This is a genomic window from Micromonospora sp. NPDC005174, from assembly GCF_040608495.1.
In the GTDB taxonomy this organism is placed as follows: domain Bacteria; phylum Actinomycetota; class Actinomycetes; order Mycobacteriales; family Micromonosporaceae; genus Micromonospora.
Genome location: NZ_JBEXIJ010000029.1, coordinates 17,025 through 39,810, shown reverse-complemented (window position 1 = coordinate 39,810; position 22,786 = coordinate 17,025). Strand labels below are relative to the sequence as shown.

The 22,786-nt window shown below is 71.9% G+C and carries 20 protein-coding genes; 12 read left to right on the top strand and 8 right to left on the bottom strand.

The window, feature by feature from the left end; all coding sequences use genetic code 11:
- Window positions 1-88 precede the first annotated feature (88 nt).
- Both clpB and ABZU91_RS25895 read right to left on the bottom strand, forming a co-directional pair.
- A complete protein-coding gene (gene clpB, locus ABZU91_RS25900) occupies window positions 89-2,680 on the bottom strand; it encodes an ATP-dependent chaperone ClpB (RefSeq protein WP_355245485.1) in 2,592 nt (863 codons plus the stop codon).
- Window positions 2,681-2,765: 85 nt separating this feature from the next.
- Window positions 2,766-3,401, bottom strand: coding sequence for a helix-turn-helix domain-containing protein (locus tag ABZU91_RS25895; protein ID WP_355245482.1), 636 nt, complete (start codon window positions 3,399-3,401; stop codon window positions 2,766-2,768).
- A 255-nt stretch (window positions 3,402-3,656) separates the two neighbouring features.
- On the opposite strand from ABZU91_RS25895, the gene ABZU91_RS25890 reads away from it, so the two are divergent.
- From ABZU91_RS25890 to ABZU91_RS25880, 3 genes are all read left to right on the top strand, one after another.
- A complete protein-coding gene (locus ABZU91_RS25890; protein WP_355048462.1) occupies window positions 3,657-4,157 on the top strand; it encodes a TrkA C-terminal domain-containing protein in 501 nt (166 codons plus the stop codon).
- 5 nt (window positions 4,158-4,162) lie between these two features.
- Window positions 4,163-5,368: a cation:proton antiporter gene (locus tag ABZU91_RS25885; protein ID WP_355245479.1), complete on the top strand. Its 1,206-nt coding sequence runs from the start codon at window positions 4,163-4,165 to the stop codon at window positions 5,366-5,368.
- 209 nt (window positions 5,369-5,577) lie between these two features.
- Window positions 5,578-6,009 (top strand): hypothetical protein, encoded by a 432-nt coding sequence (locus tag ABZU91_RS25880; RefSeq protein ID WP_074315768.1) that lies wholly within the window; start codon window positions 5,578-5,580, stop codon window positions 6,007-6,009.
- A gap of 196 nt (window positions 6,010-6,205) precedes the next feature.
- Here the strand turns inward: ABZU91_RS25880 and ABZU91_RS25875 are convergent, their stop codons facing one another.
- From ABZU91_RS25875 to dnaK, 5 genes are all read right to left on the bottom strand, one after another.
- Entirely contained in the window at window positions 6,206-6,385 is a 180-nt protein-coding gene (locus ABZU91_RS25875; protein WP_355245475.1) for a hypothetical protein, read from the bottom strand.
- Between the two features lie 127 nt (window positions 6,386-6,512).
- Window positions 6,513-6,953: a helix-turn-helix transcriptional regulator gene (locus ABZU91_RS25870; RefSeq protein WP_007454237.1), complete on the bottom strand. Its 441-nt coding sequence runs from the start codon at window positions 6,951-6,953 to the stop codon at window positions 6,513-6,515.
- Between the two features lie 30 nt (window positions 6,954-6,983).
- A complete protein-coding gene (dnaJ, locus tag ABZU91_RS25865) occupies window positions 6,984-8,171 on the bottom strand; it encodes a molecular chaperone DnaJ (protein WP_355245472.1) in 1,188 nt (395 codons plus the stop codon).
- A gap of 85 nt (window positions 8,172-8,256) precedes the next feature.
- Window positions 8,257-9,015 carry a nucleotide exchange factor GrpE gene (gene grpE, locus ABZU91_RS25860; RefSeq protein ID WP_355245469.1) on the bottom strand — a complete coding sequence of 253 codons (759 nt, stop codon included), beginning with the start codon at window positions 9,013-9,015 and terminating at the stop codon, window positions 8,257-8,259.
- A gap of 45 nt (window positions 9,016-9,060) precedes the next feature.
- The gene (dnaK, locus tag ABZU91_RS25855) at window positions 9,061-10,929 is read right to left on the bottom strand and encodes a molecular chaperone DnaK (protein WP_355048468.1); all 1,869 of its coding nucleotides are present in this window, start codon (window positions 10,927-10,929) and stop codon (window positions 9,061-9,063) included.
- A gap of 220 nt (window positions 10,930-11,149) precedes the next feature.
- On the opposite strand from dnaK, the gene ABZU91_RS25850 reads away from it, so the two are divergent.
- Genes ABZU91_RS25850 through ABZU91_RS25840 form a run of 3 tightly spaced genes read left to right on the top strand, consistent with a single transcriptional unit; the run spans window position 11,150 to window position 15,929 of the window.
- The gene (locus ABZU91_RS25850; protein WP_355245465.1) at window positions 11,150-12,985 is read left to right on the top strand and encodes an ABC transporter; all 1,836 of its coding nucleotides are present in this window, start codon (window positions 11,150-11,152) and stop codon (window positions 12,983-12,985) included.
- Complete coding sequence (locus ABZU91_RS25845) at window positions 12,982-14,667, top strand: GTPase (RefSeq protein ID WP_355245462.1); 1,686 nt, start codon at window positions 12,982-12,984, stop codon at window positions 14,665-14,667. Before ABZU91_RS25850 ends, ABZU91_RS25845 begins: the two co-directional genes overlap by 4 nt.
- A 38-nt stretch (window positions 14,668-14,705) precedes the next feature.
- Window positions 14,706-15,929, top strand: coding sequence for a hypothetical protein (locus ABZU91_RS25840; RefSeq protein ID WP_355245459.1), 1,224 nt, complete (start codon window positions 14,706-14,708; stop codon window positions 15,927-15,929).
- 229 nt (window positions 15,930-16,158) lie between these two features.
- Here ABZU91_RS25840 and ABZU91_RS25835 read toward each other — a convergent pair whose 3' ends face one another.
- Window positions 16,159-16,782, bottom strand: a complete 624-nt coding sequence (locus tag ABZU91_RS25835) for a phosphatase PAP2 family protein (RefSeq protein WP_355245456.1) — start codon at window positions 16,780-16,782, stop codon at window positions 16,159-16,161.
- 572 nt (window positions 16,783-17,354) lie between these two features.
- On the opposite strand from ABZU91_RS25835, the gene ABZU91_RS25830 reads away from it, so the two are divergent.
- The 6 genes from ABZU91_RS25830 (at window position 17,355) to ABZU91_RS25805 (ending at window position 22,686) form a co-directional block, all read left to right on the top strand.
- The gene (locus tag ABZU91_RS25830) at window positions 17,355-17,834 is read left to right on the top strand and encodes a hypothetical protein (RefSeq protein ID WP_355245453.1); all 480 of its coding nucleotides are present in this window, start codon (window positions 17,355-17,357) and stop codon (window positions 17,832-17,834) included.
- Window positions 17,835-17,852: 18 nt separating this feature from the next.
- Window positions 17,853-18,002, top strand: a complete 150-nt coding sequence (locus ABZU91_RS25825; RefSeq protein ID WP_355245450.1) for a hypothetical protein — start codon at window positions 17,853-17,855, stop codon at window positions 18,000-18,002.
- 654 nt (window positions 18,003-18,656) lie between these two features.
- Window positions 18,657-19,832 carry a pyruvate dehydrogenase (acetyl-transferring) E1 component subunit alpha gene (pdhA, locus tag ABZU91_RS25820; RefSeq protein WP_355245447.1) on the top strand — a complete coding sequence of 392 codons (1,176 nt, stop codon included), beginning with the start codon at window positions 18,657-18,659 and terminating at the stop codon, window positions 19,830-19,832.
- A complete protein-coding gene (locus ABZU91_RS25815; RefSeq protein ID WP_355245444.1) occupies window positions 19,832-20,821 on the top strand; it encodes an alpha-ketoacid dehydrogenase subunit beta in 990 nt (329 codons plus the stop codon). Before pdhA ends, ABZU91_RS25815 begins: the two co-directional genes overlap by 1 nt.
- A complete protein-coding gene (locus tag ABZU91_RS25810) occupies window positions 20,818-22,326 on the top strand; it encodes a dihydrolipoamide acetyltransferase family protein (RefSeq protein ID WP_355245441.1) in 1,509 nt (502 codons plus the stop codon). The genes ABZU91_RS25815 and ABZU91_RS25810 overlap by 4 nt, the downstream gene beginning before the upstream one ends.
- A gap of 219 nt (window positions 22,327-22,545) precedes the next feature.
- Window positions 22,546-22,686 (top strand): hypothetical protein, encoded by a 141-nt coding sequence (locus tag ABZU91_RS25805; RefSeq protein ID WP_355245438.1) that lies wholly within the window; start codon window positions 22,546-22,548, stop codon window positions 22,684-22,686.
- The last annotated feature ends 100 nt before the right edge of the window (window positions 22,687-22,786 follow it).

Sequence of the window (22,786 nt, the reverse complement as noted above, 5' to 3'; positions counted from 1 at the left end):
CCCCGTCGGCACGCCTCTCACCCTGTTGATCAAAAGGTTTGCGTCATCAGAAGACATCCCGATGACGCGAACCTCTTGATCGTCAACGTCAGGCGGCTGTCACCGTCAGGGCGTTACCGGCGGGGTCGAGGTCGACCTTGACCGTGTTGCCGTCCCGGATCGTTCCGGACAGCAGCGCCTTCGCCAGCTGGTCGCCGATGGCCGTCTGGACCAGGCGGCGCAGCGGACGGGCACCGTAGATCGGGTCGTAGCCGTGCTCGGCCAGCCACCCACGGGCGGACTCGGTGATGTCCAGGCCGAGCCGACGATCCGCGAGACGGCGTCGCATCCGGTCGAGCTGGATGTCCGCGATGGACCGCAGGTCGTCCCCGCGCAGCGCGGCGAACACCACGATGTCGTCGAGCCGGTTGAGGAACTCGGGCTTGAAGTGCGACCGGACGACGGCGAGGACACCCTCCCGGCGCTGCTCCTCGGAGAACGTCAGGTCACTGATCACCGACGATCCGAGGTTGGAGGTGAGGATCAGGATGGCGTTGCGGAAATCCACCGTGCGGCCCTGACCATCGGTGAGCCGACCGTCGTCGAGCACCTGGAGCAGCACGTCGAAGACGTCCGGGTGCGCCTTCTCCACCTCGTCCAGCAGGATCACCGAGTACGGCCGGCGGCGTACGGCCTCGGTGAGCTGGCCGCCCTCCTCGTAACCGACGTAGCCGGGCGGGGCACCGACGAGACGGGCGACGGAGTGCTTCTCCCCGTACTCGCTCATGTCGATGCGGACCATCGCCCGCTCGTCGTCGAAGAGGAACTCGGCGAGCGCCTTGGCCAGCTCCGTCTTGCCGACACCGGTCGGGCCGAGGAAGAGGAAGCTGCCCGTCGGGCGGTCCGGGTCAGCGACACCGGCCCGAGCCCGGCGTACCGCGTCGGAGACCGCGCTCACGGCCTCGGCCTGGCCGACCACCCGGCCGCCGAGCGACTCCTCCATCCGCAGCAGCTTCGCCGTCTCGCCCTCCAGCAGGCGGCCCGCCGGGATGCCGGTCCAGGAGGCGACGACCGCGGCGATGTCGTCCGAGCCGACCTCCTCCTTGAGCATCGCGCCGTCGGCCTGGAGCTGCGCCAACTCCTCCTCGGCCTGCGTCAGCTCGACCTTGAGGGCGGGGATGCGGCCGTACCGCAGCTCGGCGGCACGCTCCAGCTCGCCGTCGCGCTCGGCCCGCTCGGCCTCGCCGCCCAGGCGCTCCAACTCCTCCTTGGCGGTGGAGAGCTTGGTGATGTGGCTCTTCTCGGTCTGCCAGCGCTCGGAGAGCACGGTGAGCTGCTCGCGCTTGTCGGCCAGCTCCTGGCGCAACCGCGCCAGCCGCTCGGCGGAGGCCGCGTCCGGCTCCTTGGCCAGCGCCATCTCCTCGATCTCCAGCCGGCGGACCGCCCGCTCGATCTCGTCCACCTCGACCGGCCGGGAGTCGATCTCCATCCGGAGTCGGGACGCGGACTCGTCGACCAGGTCGATCGCCTTGTCCGGCAGGAACCGGTCGGTGATGTACCGGTCGGAGAGCGTGGCGGCGGCGACCAGCGCGGCGTCGGTGATCCGTACGCCGTGGTGCACCTCGTAGCGCTCCTTGAGCCCGCGCAGGATGCCGATCGTGTCCTCGATGGTCGGCTCGCCGACCAGCACCGGCTGGAAGCGCCGCTCCAACGCCGGGTCCTTCTCGATGTGCTCGCGGTACTCGTCCAGCGTGGTCGCGCCGACCATCCGCAGCTCGCCGCGGGCGAGCATCGGCTTGAGCATGTTGCCGGCGTCCATCGAGCCCTCGCCCTTGCCGGCGCCGACGACGGTGTGCAGCTCGTCGAGGAACGTGATGACCTGGCCGTTGGAGTTCTTGATTTCCCCCAGGACGGACTTCAGCCGCTCCTCGAACTGGCCCCGGTACTGCGCGCCGGCGACCATCGCGCCGAGGTCCAGCGAGACCAGCTTCTTGTCGCGCAGTGACTCGGGCACGTCACCGGCCACGATCCGCTGGGCCAGGCCCTCCACGATGGCGGTCTTGCCGACGCCGGGCTCACCGATCAGCACGGGGTTGTTCTTCGTACGCCGGGAGAGCACCTGGATGACGCGGCGGATCTCGGAGTCCCGGCCGATGACCGGGTCGATCTTGCCGTCCCGGGCGCTGGCGGTCAGGTCGACGCCGTACTTGCTGAGCGCCTGGTAGGTCTGCTCCGGGTCGGCGGTGGTGACCCGCCGGTCTCCGCCCCGGACGGTCGGGAAGGCGGCGATCAGAGCCTCCTCGGTGGCCCCGGCCGACTTCAGGGCGGCCGACACGGCACCGCCCACGCGGGCCAGCCCGGCGAGCAGGTGTTCGGTGGAGGTGTACTCGTCGCCCAGCGGCCGGGCGATCTGCTCGGCGGCCCCGATGGCGTTGACGAATTCGCGGGCCAGCGTGGGCTCGGCGATGCTGGAGCCCCGCGCGGCCGGCAGAGCGTCGACCGCGCGCTCGGCGACCCGGCGCAGCTCGGCGGGGTCGGCCCCGACGGCGCGCAGCAGGCCGGCGGCGGTCGAGCCGTCGGTGTCGAGCAGGGAGAGCAGCAGGTGCCAGGGCTCGACTGTCGCGTGGCCACGCTGGTTGGCCAGGGTGACAGCGCCGGTGATGGTCTCGCGGCTCTTGGTGGTGAGTTTCTCAGTGTTCATGGGCTCCCCCGGATCGGCGATGTCCATTGGGTTGGACACCACCAGAGTTGAGCGTATTCCACTCAACCTTAGCCTGTGACGCCCGTCACTCCCTGCGTCGCCACCGCCAGTCGAACTCCCCGGCCGCCGGGGCCGGGCCGGGCAGCGGGTCGGCCTCCGACACCGTCGACAGACCACCCAACAGCACCGCAAGCTGCCGGCGGCGCAGCTCACGCGTCCGCTCCCCATCGGGTACGCGCACCGCCGCGCACGCCTCCAACACCAACCCCAGATCCTGTACGACCACGTCGGGGCGCAGCCGCCCGCTGGCGTGCGCCCGCTCGACGAGCGTGGCGGCCAGCTCGCCGGCGCGTACCGCGTCCCGGCCCATCTCCTCGGTCGGCGTGAAGGTGCCGGCCAGGTGCACGGTGAGCGAGTGCACGTCGGCGTCGACAACCCGGGCCAGGAACCCGGCGAAGGCGGCCCAGTCGTCCGGCTCCGCGAGCGCCTCCTCGGCGACGGCGACGTAGCGGCGCAGCCCGTCGTGGCAGAGCTGGCGCAGCAGGGCCTCCTTGCCCGCGTACCGCCGGTAGAGCGCGCTGATGCCGACGCCGGCGCGGTCCGCGACGGCGGCGATCGGCGCCTTCGGATCGTCGAGGAAGACCGCGCGGGCGGCTTCGAGGATCACCTCGTCGTTGCGGGCGGCCTGTGCCCGGCGACCAGCCAGGGGTTTCGTCGACACGACCTGAGACTAGCACTGGAACGGATCGTTCCGGTCTGCTACTGAGCACCGCCCGGGTCCGCGCGCCCGTCGACCGCTGGCGGGACGGGCTCGACTGGCGGGCCGCCGACTTTGATCCACACCGGATCGCCGACGTGGGGGTGTCCCGCTCGCTGGATGCCCCCACTTCGGCGATGTCGTGTCGATCAAAGGCCGCAACCGCTGTCTCTGCGTCCAAGATCTGCGCGCTGTTCACGTGGCGGTAGCCTTGGTCGGGTGCGAGTACGTGTCGAGCAGACCGCCCTACCCGGGATCGGGGTACGCCACGATCTGGTGACGGAGTCCGGACGCCGCCTAGGTGTCGTCTCCCACCGCAATGGCCGCCGTGATCTTGTCCTCTACGACCCCGACGATCCCGACGCCTGCCAGGCGGACATACCGCTGACGGACGACGAGGCGGAGGCGCTGGCCGACATCCTCGGCGCGTCGCTGATGCTCGGTCAGCTCTCCGGGCTGCGCGAGCAGGCCGCTGGGCTGCTCACCGAGCAGATCGCCATTCCGGCGGGGTCGCGGTACGTCAACCGGCCGCTCGCCGACACCAAGGCGCGTACCCGCACCAGTGCCTCCATCGTGGCGGTGCTGCGCGACGGCGAGGTCATCGTCTCGCCGCTCCCCTCGTTCCGCTTCGCCGCCGGTGACGTGGTGGTCGTCGTCGGGACCCGCAGAGGTCTCGACGGTGTGTCCGCCATCCTCGCCGACAGTGACCCGGACGGCTGAGGCGGATGCACGATTTCACCACTCTGCTCATCGAAGTCGGTGCGCTGCTGCTGCTGCTCGGGCTCCTGAGCCGGCTCAGTCGACGCTTCGGCCTCTCTCCCATCCCCCTCTACCTGCTCGCCGGGCTCGCGTTCGGGCACGGTGGGCTGCTGCCGCTGGACGCCAGCGAGGAGTTCTTCGCGGTCGGCGCCGAGATCGGCGTGATCCTCCTGCTGGTGATGCTCGGCCTGGAGTACTCGGCCAACGAACTCGTCGGCAACCTGCGCTCGGCGGCGCCGGCCGGCCTGATCGACGGGGTGCTCAACGCGCTGCCCGGCGCGGGGTTCGCCCTGCTGCTCGGCTGGGACTGGGTGGCCGCCCTGGTGCTCGGCGGCATCACCTGGGTCTCCTCGTCCGGGGTGATCGCCAAGGTCCTCGCCGACCTGGGTCGGCTCGGTAACCGGGAAACGCCGGTGATCCTCTCGGTGCTCGTCATCGAAGACCTGGCGATGGCGCTCTACCTGCCCCTGGTCACCGCCGTACTGGCCGGCACCGGCCTGCTCGGCGGCGGGATCGCGCTCACCGTCGCGGTGGGCACGGTGCTGATCGTGCTGGTGGTCGCCATCCGGTACGGCCACCTGATCTCGTCCGCCCTGTCGGCGAAGGACCCGGAGGCGCTGCTGCTCGGCGTACTCGGCCTGACCTTGCTGATCGCGGGCATCGCGGCGTCGCTCCAGGTGTCGGCGGCGGTCGGCGCGTTCCTGGTCGGCATCGCGCTCTCCGGTCCGGTGGCCCACCACGCCACCGAGTTGCTGTCCCCACTGCGGGATCTGTTCGCGGCCGTGTTCTTCGTGTTCTTCGGCCTGACCACCAGCCCGCAGGACATCCCGCCGGTGCTGCTGCCGGCGCTCGCGCTGGCCGTGGTCACCATGGGCACGAAGACGCTCACCGGCTACCTGGCGGCCCGTCGGGTCGGCATCGCCGAACCCGGTCGCTGGCGGGCCGGTCTGGCGCTCGTACCCCGGGGTGAGTTCTCCATCGTCATCGCCGGGCTCGCCGTCGCCGCCGGCAGCGTCGAGCCGCGGTTGGCCGCGCTCGCCGCGACGTACGTCCTGATCACCGTGGTGACCGGCCCGATCCTGGCCCGGCTGCCCGACTTCCCGTGGTTCAAGCGGTGGTTGCGCACCCGCGCGCTGGCCCAGCGGCGGGAAGCTGTCCCGGTCCACGACTGACGCTCACCGCCGTTGTCCTGCTGATGGGAGGCAGGGCAACGGCGGTGGCCAGGACACCCGAACGGCCGTTCGGGCTGGCCGGCCGACGGATGCCGAATTGCGCCCTGCGGGTACTACCGCCGTAACCGACGGCGGGTTACCGTTTCGCCCCAGCAGCCACGGTCCGCAGGCAGCGTTGCCACCCGCGGGCGAGAGCGGAAGGTTGGCCGGTGAGCGTGCAGGAGTCGACGTTTCACGGCTTCGCGAACCCCGTCGATCCGACGCCGGCGGAGTTGCGAGCTTGGGCGTACCAACCGGATTCGGTGCCGTTGGCGTCCATGCCACCCGACTGGGACCTGCTGGTCTCCGGTGACCGGCTGGTGCTGACGCTCTTCGAGTTGGCGATGGACCCGACCTGCCCGGCCCGACGCTTCGCGTTGCACTGCCTCTACATCTACGCCGCCGACGGCATCCGGACGAACTTCCGGGCTCACCCCAAGCGCCGCTTCCGCAAGCTCGTCGAGCAGGCGGAGCGCGACGGCGACGAGCTGATGAAGATCTGGGCGCACAACGGCCGCGTGCTGCTGGCCCGGCCGGATCTCTTCGTCTACCGGGACTGGTGCGAAGGCGGCCTGGTCCGCGAGAACCGCCGCCTCGGCTGAACCACGCCGCGCGTCACCCCGCCCTCCCGTTGCGCCGATCTTGCACTTTCTGCGCCGACTTACTGCACGAACCGGAACATTTCACCGTGCGAAAGTGCAAGATCGGCGCGGGGGTAGGCGCTCGGCGCGGGGCCACACAGCAGGGCGAACGGGCCGGGACCCCCCGTGGGTCCCGGCCCGCACGTCGGTCACCGGTTCAGTGCTCGCGGTCCGTCTCTGGTCGGGCCTGGTCGCTCTGGTCGGCGAACCGCCCTTCCTTGATCCGGTCGCGGAAGGTTCCCTCGGTGACCTTGTCGAACTTCTCGCGGACGGTGTCGGCCAAGCCTTCCAGCCGTTCCTCCGTCTGCTGAGCGACTTTCTTCGCCGGCTCCGCCATCGCTCCCCCTCGCCATGCCGGTAGGCCCGAATTAAGCCGTTTGGACCCCGTATCGACAGGTTAACGGAAGCGGCCCGGTCCGCGCCGGAAAATCGGAGCGCGGGCCGGGCCGAGGGCGGTACGTGGGTCAGCGGTCGGTCGTACGGCGGGGACGCCAGACCACCAGCGCGGTGGACGTGCGGTTGGTCGGCACCAGATCCCGACCCGGGAAGCGGGCCAGCGACTCCAACTCGGCCACCCGGCGGTACGCGGCGTCCAACTCCGCCTCCAACCGCGCGACCCGCTGCTGCGCCTGCTCCAGCAGCCGTTCCAGCCCGATGATCCGCTTGACGCCGGCCAGGTTGATCCCGTCGTCCTGGCTGAGCCGCTGCACCTCGCGCAGCAGCACCACGTCCCGGACGCTGTAGCGACGACCACCGCCGGCCGCCCGGCCGGGCTGCACCAGCCCCAGCCGGTCGTACTGGCGCAGGGTCTGCGGGTGCATCCCCGCCATCCGTGCCGCCACCGAGATCATGAGCACCTTGGCCTCGTAGGCAGGGTCACCCGAACCGAGGAACTCGCCCGACATCCCGCTCACCTCCGCGTCCATCCCACCGGACTAACCGACCCGACGCACCCGCGCGTCGAGATGTTCCCGCGCCGCCGGAGGACTCTGCTCGGCGAACGCCTCAAGAGCGGCCCGCGCCTCGTCCGTCAGCCGGGCGGGCACCACCACGTCCAGGGTGACCAGCAGGTCGCCGGCCTGCCCGTCGCGACGGACCACGCCCTTGCCCCGGGCCCGCAGCACCCGGCCGCTGGGCGTACCCGGCGGCACCCGCAGCGTCACCGCGCCGTCGAGCGTGGGCACTCGCAGGTCCGTGCCGAGCACGGCCTCCGCGAAGGTCACCGGCACGGTCAACGTCAGGTCGTCTCCGGTACGCCCGAACAACTCGTCCGGCCGGACCTTGACGTGCACGAACAGATCGCCGGTCGGGCCACCGCGCTCACCCGGCTCACCGCGCCCGGCCAACCGGATGCGTTGGCCGTCGGCCACCCCGGCCGGGAAGCGCACGTTCATCGTGCGGGTCTTGGTGACTCCGCCGCTGCCGTGGCACTCCGGGCACTTCTCCTCCACCACGGTTCCGACGCCCTGGCAGTTACCGCACGGCTCGGAGAAGCTGAACGACCCCTGGTTGCGGTTCGTCACACCGGCCCCGTGGCAGACCGGGCAGGTACGTGGCTGGGTGCCGGGTTTGGCGCCGTTGCCGTGACAGGTGTCGCAGACACCGGGAGCGCGCAACGTCAGTGGCAGGGTCACCCCGCGCACCGCGTCGCCGAAGTCCAGTGCCACCTCGGTCTCGACGTCCCGGCCACGGGCCGGACCGCGCGCCGCGGCCTGACCACCGGCCTGCCCGCCCGAGAAGATCGAGCTGAACAGGTCCTGGAAGCCGGCCCCACCGCCGAAACGACGGTCACCGCCACCGGCGCCACCGCCGAACAGGTCGGAGACGTCGAACGGCATCCCGCCCGGCTGACCGCCGGCCCGGGCGTTGCGCCGGAACGCACCCGAACCGAACAGCGAACGCATCTCGTCGTACTCCCGGCGACGGCCGGCGTCCGACAACACGTTGTACGCCTCGGACACGGCCTTGAACCGCTCCTCGGCCTTCGGGTCGCCCGGATTGTGATCCGGGTGCGATTCCCGCGCCAGCTTGCGGTAGGTCTTCTTGATGTCATCCGCGGAGGCGGCCTTGTCCACGCCGAGCACGGCGTAGAAGTCCTTCTCGAGCCAGTCCTTCGAACTCACCGGTCCACCTCCTTCCGACCGTCGTGGCCCGGCCGCCCCGTCCACCCCTTGAGGGGGGACGGGACGGCCCGGTCACCGTCTCGCACTATTCCGGATCCGCGACCGCGACCAGCGCGGGGCGCAGCAGCCGCTCACCGAGCTGGTAGCCGCGCCGCATGACCTGCACGCAGGTCGGCTCGCTGACCTCGGCCGAGGTCTGGTGCGCGACCGCCTCGTGCCGGGTCGGGTCGAACGGGTCGCCCTGCTCGCCGAAGGCGGTCAGACCGAACTTGCCCAGCGCGGCGGTGAGCTGGTCCGCCACCGTTCCGAACGGTCCGACCAGGTCGCCGTGTTCCCGTGCCCGGTCCAGGTCGTCGAGGATCGGCAGCAGCGCGGCCAGCACCGAGCCGGTCGCCTGCTCCTGCACCAGGGCACGGTCGCGGTCGACCCGCTTGCGGTAGTTGGCGTACTCCGCCGACACCCGCTGCAGATCCCTGGTCCGCTCGTCGAGCTCCGACCGGAGGGCCGTCAGCTCGGCGCCGAGCGAGGTGCCCGGGCCACCGCCGTCCACCGGCTGCGCCGGGGCGTCCACCACCGGCGGACCGGAGGGCTCCGGACCATCGGTGGCGTTGACCTCGGCCTCGATCTCGTCGACCACGATCTCGGCGTCCTCGACCAGACCCTCGGCCGGTACGCCGGTCTCCGCGTCGGCGGCGGTGCCCTCCGGCTCCGTCGCGTCACTGAGCTTGCGGTTGTTGCGGATGACGACCCGCTCCTCGGCGCCGGTGGTCGACTCCGTGGGCGCGGAGCCACCCGGCGTCGACCCGGTGTCGCCCGGGTCGGCGGCTCGTGGCTTCTGCGTCATGGGGCTACCTCATCCCTGCCGTGGACACGTGTCGGAGGTGGGCAGTCACTTCTTGCCGTCCTCGTCCACGATCTCCGCGTCGACCACGTCGTCGGCCCCGCCGGCCTGCGCGCCACCCGGCGCACCGGTCGCACCGGTCGCACCCGGGCCGGCCTCGCCGCCGGGCTGACCCTGCTCGGCCTGCTGCGCGTAGAGCAGCGAGCCGGCCTGCTGGGACACCTGCGCCAGCTTCTCGTGCGCCGACTTGATCTTCTCGATGTCCTGGCCGCCCAGGGCACCCCGCAGCTCGCCGAGCGCCTCGTTGAGCTGCTCGCGGTTCTCGCTGGGCAGCTTGTCACCGCTCTCGGCGAGGAACTTCTCGGTCTGCCACTGGAGCGCCTCGGCCACGTTGCGGGTCTCGGCGTCGTCGCGGCGGCGCTTGTCCTCCTCCGCGTGCTCCTCGGCGTCGCGGCGCATGCGCTCGATGTCGTCCTTCGGCAGCGAGGAGCCGCCGGTGATCGTCATCTTCTGTTCCTTGCCGGTGCCCAGGTCCTTGGCGTGCACGTTGACGATGCCGTTGGCGTCGATGTCGAAGGCGACCTCGATCTGCGGCACGCCGCGCGGCGCCGGCGGGAGGCCGGTCAGCTCGAAGGTGCCGAGCTTCTTGTTGTAGGCCGCGATCTCCCGCTCACCCTGGAACACCTGGATCAGCACCGACGGCTGGTTGTCGTCCGCGGTGGTGAACACCTCGGAGCGCTTGGTCGGGATGGTGGTGTTGCGCTCGATGAGCTTGGTGAAGATGCCGCCCTTGGTCTCGATGCCCAGGCTCAGCGGCGTCACGTCGAGCAGCAGGACATCCTTGACCTCGCCCTTGAGCACGCCGGCCTGCAGGGCCGCGCCGACGGCGACGACCTCGTCCGGGTTGACGCCCTTGTTGGGGTCGCGGCCGGTGAGCTGCTTGACCAGGTCGGTCACGGCGGGCATCCGGGTCGAACCACCGACCAGGATCACGTGCTCGACGTCGGAGATCTTGATGCCGGCGTCCTTCACGGCCTGCTCGAACGGGCCCTTGCAACGGTCCAGCAGGTCCTGCGTCATCCGCTGGAACTCTGCGCGGCTGAGCGTCACGTCGAGGTGCAGCGGGCCGGCGGAGCCGGCGGTGATGTACGGCAGGTTGATGTTGGTGGTGGTGGCGGCGGACAGCTCGATCTTGGCCTTCTCGGCGGCCTCACGGAGGCGCTGGAGAGCCATCTTGTCCTGACCGAGGTCGATGCCGTGCTCACCGCGGAACGTCTTGACCAGGTGGTCGATGATCCGCTGGTCCCAGTCGTCGCCGCCGAGGTGGTTGTCACCGCTCGTCGACTTGACCTCGATGACGCCCTCGGCCAGCTCCAGCAGCGACACGTCGAAGGTGCCGCCACCGAGGTCGAAGACCAGGACGGTCTGCTCCTTGGAGCCCTTGTCCAGCCCGTACGCCAGGGCGGCCGCGGTCGGCTCGTTGACGATCCGCAGCACGTTGAAGCCGGCGATCTCACCGGCCTCCTTGGTGGCCTGACGCTGGCTGTCGTTGAAGTAGGCCGGGACGGTGATCACCGCGTCGGTGATCTGCTCACCCAGGTACGCCTCGGCGTCCCGCTTGAGCTTCATCAGGGTCCGGGCCGAGATCTCCTGCGGGGTGTACTTCTTGCCGTCGATGTCGACGGACCAGTTCGTGCCGACCTCACGCTTGACCGAACGGATCGTCCGGTCCGGGTTGGTCACCGCCTGGCGCTTCGCGACCTCACCGACGAGCACCTCGCCGTTGCGGGCGAACGCGACGATCGACGGGGTCGTCCGCGAGCCCTCAGCGTTGGCGATGACGGTGGGCTCACCGCCCTCGAGAACGCTGACGCAGGAGTTCGTCGTGCCGAGGTCGATACCGACCGCACGTGCCATCTTCGCTTCCTCGCTTCGTAAGGTTGTGCAGGTGACGGGCACCGCCCGCGGCTGCTCGGCGGGCACCGCCCGCAGCGGGCCCCACCACAAGTTGAGTGAACTTGACTCAATAGTGCCACGCACTCGCCAATCGTCAAGTCGAGTTGAGCCGACCCGACGCAACCCAGACGTTATTACCGTCCGGTTGTCTTCCCTTGCATCGGTCGGGCACGCTTTAGCGGTGACGACGCACGGCGATTCCGCCACCCGTTCCGGCGCGCCCGCCGTCGCCGCCCGCACCGTCCCTCCGGACGCCGCGGAGGAGCCGTCCGTCACGACCGGGGACGACAGCCTCCCCGGCGCGCTGTCGGGCCTGAGGGCCGCGATCGGTGCCACCCGCTATCCGCTCGCGCTGCCCTCGGCCAGCTCCGCCCGGCACGCCGCCGGCGCCCTGACCGACCAGCTCGACGACTACCTGCTGCCCCGGCTGGCCCGGCTGGACGCCCCGCTGCTGGTGGTGGTCGGCGGCTCCACCGGCGCGGGCAAGTCGACCCTGGTCAACAGCCTGGTCAAGGCCCGCGTCAGCGCCGCCGGTGTGTTGCGGCCCACCACCCGGTCCCCGGTGCTGGTGTGCAACCCGGCCGACGCGGCCTGGTTCCGGCAGGGCGACCTGCTGCCCGGGTTGACGCGTACCACCGAGCCGAGCGACGACCCGCGCTCCCTGCACCTGGTGACCGCCCCGGCGCTACCCCCGGGGCTGGCCTTCCTCGACGCACCGGACATCGACTCGGTGGTCGACGCCAACCGCGCACTCGCGAGCCAACTGCTCGCCGCCGCCGACCTGTGGCTCTTCGTCACCACCGCCGCCCGGTACGCCGACGCGGTGCCGTGGGAGCTGCTGCGCAGCGCGCGGAGCCGGGGGGCCGTGATCGCCATGGTGCTCGACCGGGTCCCCGCCGAGGCCAGCGACGAGATCGCCGCGCACCTCGCCGAGATGCTCGCCGCCCAGGATCTGGGCCGCGCGCCGCTGTTCGTCCTGCCCGAGACCTGGGTCGACGGTCAGGGACTGCTCCCCGAGGGGGTTACGGCTCCGCTGGCCGAATGGTTCGCCCGGCTGGCCGCCGACGCCGACGCCCGCGCCGCCGTGGTCCGCCAGACGCTCGACGGTGCGCTGGCCGCCCTGCACCCCGCCGTCGAGGAACTGGCCGACGCCGCCGACGAGCAGGTGACCGCCGCCGACGGGTTGGACGAACGGGTCCGGGCCGCGTACCGCGGAGCCGAGCGGACCGTCGAGCAGGGTCTGCGGGACGGGCGGCTGCTGCGCGGCGAGGTGCTGGCCCGCTGGCAGGAGTTCGTCGGCACCGGCGAGTTCTTCCGCACGCTGGAGGCCCGCATCGGGCGTCTCCGGGACCGGATGGTGGCAGCCGTCACCGGCCGTCCCGCGCCCTCCTCCGAACTGCGCAATGCCATCGAGTCGCAGCTCGTCACCCTGCTGCGGGGTGTGGCGTCCGAGGCCGCCGAATCCGCGTACACCGGGTGGAAGGCGCACCCGGCGGGCGCGGATCTGCTCGAACCGGGGCTCGCCTATCCGAGCGACGACCTGCCCGAGCGCGCCGAACGGATGGTCCGGGACTGGCAACGCGCCGTGCTGGAGCTGGTTCGGGTCGAGGGCGCCGACAAGAGGTTCGTCGCCCGTACCGCCGCGTACGCGGTGAACGCCACCGGGCTGGCCGTCATGATCGCCGTATTCGCCTCGACCGCGTTCATCCCCACCGGGCTGGAGGTGGCCACGGGGGCCGGCACGACCGTCGCCGCGCAAGCCGTACTCCAGGCGATCTTCGGCGACCAGGCGGTGCGTACCCTCGCTGCCAAGGCCCGGGTCGACCTCCTGGCCCGGGTGCGGACGCTGCTGGACGCGGAGGCCGACCGCTTCCTGGCCCGCACCGCCGACGCCCGGCCCGCCGACGCGGCCGGCGAGGCGCTACGCCGGGCGGCCGGACGGGTCGAGCTGGCCCGGCACCACAGCGGCCTGGCCACCGACACCCTGCCGGCCGGCGACGAGGAGGGTTCACGGTGAGCAACATCGCCGGCCGGGTACGCGAGGTCTTCCGCGGCGACCAGCGGATCGACCCTGACGCGCTGATCACCCGCCTGGGCGCCGTACGCCGGCTCCTGACCGCCGTCGACGGCCTGCTGCCCGACGCCGAGCTGGTGCCCGCGCACACCCTGGTCGAGCGGGCCGGCACCCGGCTCGCGCTGTCCCGCGACCACACCGTCGTCGCCCTCGCCGGCGCGACCGGCAGCGGCAAGTCCAGCCTGTTCAACGCGCTGGCCCAACTGGAACTCTCGCCCGTCGGTGTCCGCCGACCGACCACCGGCGTGACGCACGCGTGCGTGTGGGGCCCGCTGGAGGACGCCAACCGCCTGCTCGACTGGATCGGGGTGCTGCCCCGGCACCGCTTCGTACGCGAGAGCGCGCTCGACGGCGACGACGAGACGCCCCTGCACGGGCTGATCCTGCTCGACCTGCCGGACTTCGACTCGGTACAGCGGTCCCACCGCCTCGAGGTCGACCGGCTGCTCGGCCTGGTCGACCAGGTGGTCTGGGTGGTCGACCCGCAGAAGTACGCCGACCGGGTCATCCACGACAGCTACCTGCGCGAGTTCCACCGGCACCGGGACGTCACCCTGGTCGTGCTCAACCAGGCCGACCGACTGCCGGCGGCCGAGCTGCCCCGCGTCCTGGACGACCTGCGCCGACTGCTCGACTCCGACGGGCTGACCGGCGTGCCACTGCTCGCCACCACCGCCATCGACCCGGCCGGGATGGTCGGGCTGCGCACCGCGCTGGAACGTACGGTCGCCGAACGGCAGGCTGCCCTGCGTCGACTGGCCGGCGACGTCGACACGGTGGTCGCCGGGCTGGACGGAATGATCGGCTCGGCCCGGCCGGCGGGTGGTCCGGACGACGCGACCGTCGCCGCGCTGAAACGGGCGTTGGCCGACACCGCCGGTGTGCCGACGGTGAGCGAGGCGGTCGAGCGGGCGTACCGGCATCGGGCCGTAGCGGCCACCGGCTGGCCGGTGGTTCGGGGCTGGCGGCGTTTCCGGCCCGACCCGCTGCGCCGACTGCACCTGCCCGGTCCGGCCGGCGCGGACGCCGACCCGGCGGAGAGCCTGGTCGCGGCGACCTCGGTGCCCGACCCGACGGCCGCCCAGCGATCCGCGCTCGGCCTGGCGATCCGTGCGGTGGCCGACCGGGCCGCCGGCGACCTGCCCGCCGCCTGGCCGACGGCCGTGACCTCGGCGGCCCGGTCCCGCCTCGACGACCTGCCGGACGCGTTGGACCGGGCGATCGCCGGCACCGACCTCGGCCTGGACCGCCAGCCGGTGTGGTGGCGCGTCGTCGGCGGTGTGCAGTGGCTGGTCACCCTGGCTGCCGTGGTCGGCCTGGGCTGGCTGGCGCTCGGCTACGCCCTGCGGGCGCTCGGCCTGCCGGCGCTGGACAACCCGATGGTCGGGCAGGTGCCGGTGCCGACCGTGCTGCTGCTCGGTGGTCTGCTGGCCGGGCTGCTGGTGGCGGCGCTGACCCGGCCGGTGGTGCGCTGGGCGGCCCGCCGGGCGCGGGCCCGCGCCCGGCAGCGGCTGACAGTCCGCGTCGCCGAGGTCGGCGAGGAATACGTGCTCGCTCCGGTACGGGTCGTGCTCGCCTCGTACGCGCAGGCGCGCGACGCGCTCCGCGAGGCTGCCCGCCGCTGACGCCTCTGCGTACGCCCCGAGCGGCGTAGGGTCGAAGCATGGCCACGCCTCAGACCCCCTACGACGCGGTGCTGTACGCCGCACGCGACGTGACCAAGCTGGAGTCCGCCCTCGACGCCGAGATGCTCGGCAGCGCGCTGCTGGGCAGTGTCTACGCCATCGCGGAAACCGACCGCGACACCGCCGTGCGGGAGTTCGTCACCGGATTCCTCGCCGCCACCGCCCGCCGTCGGATCGCGGCGGCGACCACCATCCGGCAGGTCTTCGCCACGCTCGTCCCGAGCGCCGAGGGCGCCGATCGGGTACGCCCCGGCAGCCAGGCGCCCGCCTGGTCCGGTCAGCTCGGCCGGGTGCACCTCACCGGCAGTTGGGCGTACGGGGACGTGTACGGCGACCAGACCTCCTACCTCGCCACCTTCGCGTACGACGACGCGGCCGGGGGCTCGGAGCACGCACTGGTGGCCCTCATCGACCACAACATCGGGATCACCAAGGACATCTTCGTCGGCGGGCCCGCCGAGCGGATCCTGGACCAGGTCCGGCAGATGTGCGCCGACGACGAGCTGACCTGGTTCCGTACCGAGGACCCGGCCCGGCTGCGGGGCGAGGTGGCCCGTCACCTCTCCGTCACCGACGACCTGAGCGAGCTGCCCGGCGAGGGCTCACTCGCCACCGACCGCGCGCTGGTGGGCGCCCGGCTCGCGGTGCTGCCCATGGCCGCCGTGCCGACCGGCCCGGCCGAGGTCGAACCGCTCTCCGCCGCCGAGCGCACCGACCTGGTCCGGCGTTTCCTGGCGTCGCCGGAGGCCGCCCGGTTCGGGCTCGACAGCGTCGACGGTCCCGAGCTCGCGTCGCTGCACTTCTGCCTGAGCCTGTTGCTGGACCACGCCGCGTCCTTCCCCGACTCGGACCCGATGCGGTGGAGCCCGGCGGTGTCCGGCCTCTTCCTGCTCGACTGGGTGCACCGTCGTGCCGTGCTCGACATGGACGACGCGGCGATGCTGCCCCGGGTCCTGCGCGCCTGGGCCCGGTACGCGTCGCGCCAGCGAGGGCTTCCCGAGGCCGCCGCCGAGCGGACCGACGAGGCCATCGAGGAGATGGTCGCGGAGTTCGCCCGGCTCTACTCGACCGGCGAGCGGCGCAGCCCGGCCACCGCGGCGGTCGCTCAACTGATGGCCGACGGCGTGGACCCGGACGACCCGGCCGCGCTGGACGCCTGGATCGAGGCGAACCGGCACCGCCTCGCCGACGACGGCGCCTGACGGCAACCGGGCGGGTGGCGCAGAGCCGCCCGCCCGGTCTGGTCCGGTGCTGTGAGCGGTCCGGTGCTGTGAGCGGTCCGGTGCTGTGAGCGGTCCGGTCCGGTGCGGCGCGGTCCGGTGCGGCGCGGCCCTGTAAGCCGGGCGCAGCGGGGCGAGGTGGAGTCGCAGTCGGCGCGGTCCTTCACTCGGCACGGTCGGCGCGGTCGCCCAGCGCAGTCGGCGCGGTCGCTCAGCGCAGGAGGCCGAAGACGATCGCGGCGATCAACGCGCCGAGCACTCCGCCGGCGAGCACCTGAGAGATGGTGTGGTCCCGCAGACGTACGCGGGACCAGCCGACCACGCCCAACAGCGGCGCGGCGACCAGGAACCCACGCCCGAAGGTCAGCGCCAGGATGACCAGGGTGCCGGCGGACACCGCCGAGTGGATCGACATCTTCCACCAGTGGCTCACCGATACGGCGACCACCAGTCCGACCAGCCCCGCCACCGCCAGCGCCAGCAACGGCCGCGGCGCGCCGAGGACGAGGAGCAGCGCGAGGCCGGCGGCGACCGAGCCGAGACCGACCAGCAGGGGTACCCGCCGCTGCTCCCGACGACCGATGTGGTGGTCGGTGAGCCGTCCTCGACGAACCCCTCCGACGATGTAGGCGAACGGGATGCCGGTGACGAAGACCGTCGCGAGCAGGCCCCACACCAGGCCCCGGGCACTGCCCCGGGTGCTGTGCCAGCTCACCGTGACGATCAGCAGCGACACCAGCACGGCCGGGGCGGTCAGCTCGGTGACGAGTCGGGCCACCCGCAGCCCCGGTCCGGGGCGGGCAGCGACCGGGCGGGGTTCCGCACCGCCGCCCACGCCACCCCCTCTGGTACGCGCCCACCACCGACCAGCGCCGCCTCGGCGACACCTGCCCGTCACCGTACCGCCGGGAAGGCCCTCGAATGCACGGGTCCGGCCGCCGACCGACGGACCGACACGCCATCCCAACGGTCGCCCCCCACGCCCCCCGCGCACCCACCCCCCTACGGTCGCTCGCGGTGATCAAGAAGTTCGCGTCACCGCGACCACGATTCTTGACGCAAACCTCTTGATCACCGAAGGCCCGTGGCTGCGCGGGGTTGGCGCCTGCCCGAGGGAACCCTGGCGTCGTCGGTTCCGGGTGGCGGCCTCCACGATCGCGCCGATCTTGCGGTTTCTGTTGTCGTTATAGGCGGATCGAACCTTATGTCTCGACAGAAAGTGCAAGATCGCGGCGGACTCGGGGCTCGGCGGGCTCGGGCGCGGGCGCGGCGGGCTCGGGCGCGGCGGGCTCGGGCGCGGCGGTGGGGCTGGGCGCGAGCGTTGGTGGCGGCGCCGTTGTGGGCTCGGGTGGGGTGGGCGACGGGCGTGGGGTGGGCGACGGGCGTGGGGTGGCGGACGGTCGTGGGGTGGGCGACGGGGGAGGTGTGCTTGCCGGCGCGGAGAGGGTGCTGGTGGGGACTGCGGTGGCGGTCGAGGGGTCGGTCGTGGTGGGTGTCGACGGGTCGGTCGTGGTGGGTGTCGACGGGTCGGTCGTGGTGGGTGTCGACGGGTCGGTCGTGGTGGGTGTCGACGGGTCGGTCGTGGTGGGTGTCGCCGGATCGGTTGGCGACGGGCTCGGTGTGGACGACGTCTCGGTCGGGTCCGGTGGGCCGGTCGGCGACGGCACCGGCGACGGGCTGGGCGGTGGCGCGGCGGGCGGCGTGCTCCGCGTGGGTCGGGGGGCTGGCGGCGCGGAAACGACCCGGCGGGTGGGCACCCGGTCGTCCACCCTCGGGCCGTACCACGAGTCGTCCGGGACACGCCGGGGCGCGGCGGGCAGCCAGTCGGCGGTCGCTGTCGGGCCGGCACTGGGTGTGTCGGGTGTCGGGAGCACGGGCGGCGGCTGACTGGTCACCGGCATCGGGATGACCACCGGCCCGACCGACGGGGTCGGGATGAACGGGGTGCTGGTGTCCGGCAACGCGGAGGTACCCGGGGTGGCCGAGCCGGCGCTGATCGCCGCCAGGACGGGCATCGACGCGGTGCCGGCCAGCAGCGCGACGGTGAGCAGGTAGCCCCGGGAGGGGCCGCCCGCACCCGGTGCCCGGTGCGCACCGATCACCCGGCGGTAGCCGCCCGGCGAGCGGTGGCGGCCGAGCGCGGGTGTGCCGGGGCCGTCACCTGACTCGTCCACCACACACCCCTTGTCGTCGGCCCCTGCGGTCACTGTCGGAGGTCGCACGGGGTGACGGCCGGGGGTCAATCCCGGCCAATCACCCGATCGGCACGATCCTGCGGTAATCAGCCTCGTCCAGTTACCGTCCGTCAGCCAACACCCACCGCGTGTCGACACGCGACACTGACCGAACGGTGACGAATCAGTACCGGAACTCCCGGTGGACGCGCTACGGCACGATGACGACAAACGCCAGCAAACCGTGGACGGTCGGAATGCGGGCCGGGCGTACTGTGGGCGCGCTCACCTGCTCTGCGAATATGGAACACGACGGCAACGCAGCCGCGACCTCCGCGCACCCCTGCGGCAGACGCGGCCCGGCGCCGGCGCTCCCGATCCGGGTTCGGCCAGAACCCGGCTCACGCCGCGCGGCAACCCCCACCCGGGCTAGGCGCGGCCGCCAGGAACCGGTCCGGCAGCAGCCGGACAGGCGCACGAGTTGCGTGGCCGGGTGACCCCCCGGTGCCGACGCAGACACGACAGGGAGAGACCGATGGCAAAGGGCGACCCCGGGGGCACCACCCGCAGCAGGCGGGCAGCTTCCCGCTCCAAGAAGGGCGCGACCGGCGATCCCGAGCTGGTGCAGCTGCTCACCCCCGAAGGCGAGCGGATCGACAGCGCCACCGGGCCGGACGGCACCGAGTACCGCGTCGACTTCTCCGACGAGGAGTACCGCGGGCTCTACCGCGACCTGGTGCTGGTCCGCAAGTTGGACGCCGAGGCGACCGCGCTCCAGCGGCAGGGCGAGCTGGGCCTCTGGGCCAGCCTGCTCGGCCAGGAGGCCGCGCAGGTCGGCTCCGGACGCGCGCTGCGGACCCAGGACATGGCCTTCCCGACGTACCGGGAGCACGGGGTCCTCTACTGCCGGGGCATCGATCCGATCATGCCGCTCGGCCTGTTCCGCGGCGTCGACCAGGGCGGCTGGGACCCGAACGAGTTCAAGTTCAACATGTACACGATCGTCATCGGCGCGCAGACCCTGCACGCGACCGGGTACGCCATGGGCATCACCATGGACGGCAAGGTCGGCACCGACGACGGCGAGGCCGCGATCGCCTACTTCGGCGACGGGGCGACCAGCCAGGGCGACGTCAACGAGGCGTTCGTCTGGGCCAGCGTGTTCAACGCGCCGCTGGTCTTCTTCTGCCAGAACAACCAGTACGCGATCTCCGAGCCGCTGGAGCGGCAGACCCGCGTCCCGCTCTACCAGCGGGCCGCCGGCTTCGGCTTCCCCGGCGTACGGGTGGACGGCAACGACGTGCTGGCGTCGTACGCGGTCACCCGCACGGCGCTGGACAACGCCCGGCACGGGCAGGGGCCGAGCCTGATCGAGGCGTACACCTACCGGATGGGCGCGCACACCACCTCCGACGATCCGACCCGCTACCGGATCGCCAGCGAGGTGGAGTCGTGGCAGGCGAAGGACCCGATCCTCCGGGTCCGGACCTTCCTGGAGAGGCAGCAGATCGCCGACGCGGCCTTCTTCGCCGAGGTCGACGAGCAGGCCCGCCGCGAGGCGGTACACCTGCGCGAGCGCGTACTCACCATGCCCGACCCGGAGCCGGTGACGATGTTCGACCACGTCTACCCCAACGGGTCGCCGCTGCTCGACGAGCAGCGTGCGCAGTTCAACCGCTACATGGAGTCGTTCGAGGGGAGCGCCCACTGATGGCCACGGAGACGCTCACCCTCGGCAAGGCCCTCAACACCGGCCTGCGCCGCGCCCTGGAGACCGACCCCAAGGTCATCATCATGGGCGAGGACGTCGGCAAGCTCGGCGGCGTCTTCCGGATCACCGACGGGCTCCAGAAGGACTTCGGTGACCAGCGGGTGATCGACACCCCGTTGGCCGAGTCCGGCATCATCGGCACCGCCGTCGGCCTGGCCATCCGCGGCTACCGGCCGGTCTGCGAGATCCAGTTCGACGGCTTCGTCTACCCCGCGTACGACCAGATCGTGTCGCAGGTGGCGAAGATGCACTACCGGTCGGGCGGCAAGCTCAGCATCCCGATGGTCATCCGAATTCCGTTCGGTGGCGGCATCGGCGCGGTGGAGCACCACTCCGAGTCGCCGGAGGCGTACTTCGCGCACACCGCCGGCCTGAAGGTGGTGTCCTGCGCCAACCCGCAGGACGCGTACGTGATGATCCAGCAGGCCATCGCCTCGGACGACCCGATCGTCTTCCTGGAGCCCAAGCGGCGCTACTGGGAGAAGGGCCAGGTCGACCTGGACGCGCCGCTGTCCGACGCGTACCCCCTGCATTCGGCCCGGGTGGTGCGGCCCGGCACGGACGCGACGGTGCTGGCGTACGGCCCGATGGTCCGCACGTGCCTGGAGGCGGCGACGGCCGCCGCCGAGGACGGCCGGGAGTTGGAGGTCATCGACCTGCGCACGCTGTCGCCGCTGGACCTGGGCGCGGTGTACGAGTCGGTGAAGCGCACCGGACGCGCGGTGGTGGTGCACGAAGCGCCGTCGAACATCGGTCTGGGCGCCGAGCTGGCCGCGCGGATCACCGAGGAGTGCTTCTACTCGCTGGAGTCGCCGGTGCTACGGGTTACCGGGTTCGACACCCCCTACCCGGCCGCTCGGGTGGAAGAGGAATACCTGCCCGACCTCGACCGGGTGCTCGACGCTGTCGACCGCACCTTCGGCTGGTGAGTGACATGTCCCGGATCAAGACGTTCAACCTGCCCGACCTGGGCGAGGGGCTGACCGAGGGCGAGATCCTGGCCTGGCTGGTCAAGGTCGGCGACACGATCGAGCTGAACCAGCCGATCGTCGAGGTCGAGACGGCCAAGGCGGCGGTGGAGATCCCGGCGAAGTGGGCCGGGCAGGTGCAGGCCATCCACCACCCGGAGGGCACCACGGTCGAGGTCGGTACGCCGATCATCGCGATCGACACCGACCCGGGCGCGGGCCCGCTGGACACCCCGTCCACCACGGCCACGCCCGACGGTGACCTGCCCACTCCGTCGGCGGCGTCGCTGGCGGCGGTGGAGGTGGCACCGGCCGAGGGCATGATCGAGCCCGGCCTGATCGGCGGTGCGGCCCCGGGCGGGCGGACGGCGGTGCTGGTCGGCTACGGCCCGCGTACGACCAGCGCGAAGCGCCGCCCCCGCAAGGGCGCCGTTCCGGCGCAGACCGCGACCACCGTGGCCCCCGCTGGGGTCGATCATGGAGTTGTGGTGGGTGACAAGCCGGCTGGTACTCCCACGATTCCGGCACCACACGTCCATGATCGACGCGGCGGGGCGGTCGGGGCAGTCGCGGCGGGGGTGTTGGCCAAGCCGCCGGTGCGCAAGCTTGCCAAGGATCTCGGGGTCGACCTGCGGACGCTGACCGGGTCGGGGCCGTTGGGCTCGATCACCCGGGAGGACGTACAGCAGGCGCTGAGCGGGGCCACGGCGGCGGCCGAGCCGATCATCGCCACCTCGACCGCGACGAGCGCCGCGAGCTTCGGCGCGGACCGTGAGCAGCGCATCCCGGTCAAGGGGGTCCGCAAGCTCACCGCCGAGAACATGTCCCGCTCGGCGTTCACCGCCCCACACGTGACGGAGTTCCTGACCGTCGACGTGACCCGGGCGATGAAGGCCCTGGAGCGCCTGCGGGGCCGGCGGGAGTGGCGCGAGGTACGGGTCTCGCCGTTGCTCCTGGTGGCGAAGGCCGTGCTGCTGGCCGTCAAGCGTCACCCCATGGTCAACTCGACCTGGGCGGGCGACGAGATCGTGGTCAAGGAGTACGTGAACCTCGGCATCGCGGCGGCCACCGAGCGCGGTCTGATCGTGCCGAACGTCAAGGACGCCGGCCGGCTCCCCCTGCGGGAGTTGGCGGACGCGCTGAACAACCTGGTGCAGACGGCGAAGTCCGGCCGCACCTCGCCCGCGGACATGTCGGGCGGCACCCTGACCATCACCAACGTCGGGGTGTTCGGGGTGGACACCGGGACGCCGATCCTGCCGCCTGGTGAGTCGGCGATCCTCGCCTTCGGCGCGGTGCGGGAGATGCCCTGGGTGCACAAGGGCAAGGTCAAGCCCCGTCAGGTCACCACGCTGGGGCTGAGCTTCGACCACCGGATCATCGACGGTGAGCTGGGCTCGAAGTTCCTGCGCGACATCGGGGACTTCCTCGCCGACCCCGAGGCGGCGCTGCTCGCCTGGACCTGACCGGTCCGCAACGCCAGCCACGGCCGGTGTGCCACGGGTTAACGCCCGGCACACCGGCCGTGTCTGTTGGGCGACGGAACCGTCGGCCGCGAGCCCTGTTGACCTTTGATTGTTAGGCAAGTGTCTCAGCTCACCTAATAATCGATGGAAGTTGGCCGGCTTCTGCTGTTGAATAGACACATCAGGGGCCGACAACCGAATAGCCAGGGGGACCCAGCAATGAGCAGCATGATCGAGCGAATCCGCAACCACCGCGACGCCAACCGCCGCGCGCGTGCCATCGAGCACGCGCTGCGCTCGGCGACTTCGCCGGCCGTTCGCGAGGAGCTTCTCGTCATCGCCCAGCGTCACATGAGCTGACGCTCCACGACTTTCCTCACCTCCTCCAGATCGATGGCCCACCCGGCTCACCGGGTGGGCCATCGGCATTCCGCCCGCAGTTCACACCGGGACGCCAGCA

Bases quoted from the DNA above. Each gene is read 5' to 3' on its own strand.
- clpB (WP_355245485.1), bottom strand. From the start codon at position 2,680: ATGAACACTGAGAAACTCACCACCAAGAGCCGCGAGACCATCACCGGC.
- ABZU91_RS25825 (WP_355245450.1), top strand. From the start codon at position 17,853: ATGACCACCGGCCCGACCGACGGGGTCGGGATGAACGGGGTGCTGGTG.
- ABZU91_RS25815 (WP_355245444.1), top strand. From the start codon at position 19,832: ATGGCCACGGAGACGCTCACCCTCGGCAAGGCCCTCAACACCGGCCTG.
- ABZU91_RS25875 (WP_355245475.1), bottom strand. From the start codon at position 6,385: ATGGCGGAGCCGGCGAAGAAAGTCGCTCAGCAGACGGAGGAACGGCTG.
- pdhA (WP_355245447.1), top strand. From the start codon at position 18,657: ATGGCAAAGGGCGACCCCGGGGGCACCACCCGCAGCAGGCGGGCAGCT.
- ABZU91_RS25885 (WP_355245479.1), top strand. From the start codon at position 4,163: ATGCACGATTTCACCACTCTGCTCATCGAAGTCGGTGCGCTGCTGCTG.
- ABZU91_RS25840 (WP_355245459.1), top strand. From the start codon at position 14,706: ATGGCCACGCCTCAGACCCCCTACGACGCGGTGCTGTACGCCGCACGC.
- ABZU91_RS25870 (WP_007454237.1), bottom strand. From the start codon at position 6,953: ATGTCGGGCGAGTTCCTCGGTTCGGGTGACCCTGCCTACGAGGCCAAG.
- dnaK (WP_355048468.1), bottom strand. From the start codon at position 10,929: ATGGCACGTGCGGTCGGTATCGACCTCGGCACGACGAACTCCTGCGTC.
- ABZU91_RS25805 (WP_355245438.1), top strand. From the start codon at position 22,546: ATGAGCAGCATGATCGAGCGAATCCGCAACCACCGCGACGCCAACCGC.
- grpE (WP_355245469.1), bottom strand. From the start codon at position 9,015: ATGACGCAGAAGCCACGAGCCGCCGACCCGGGCGACACCGGGTCGACG.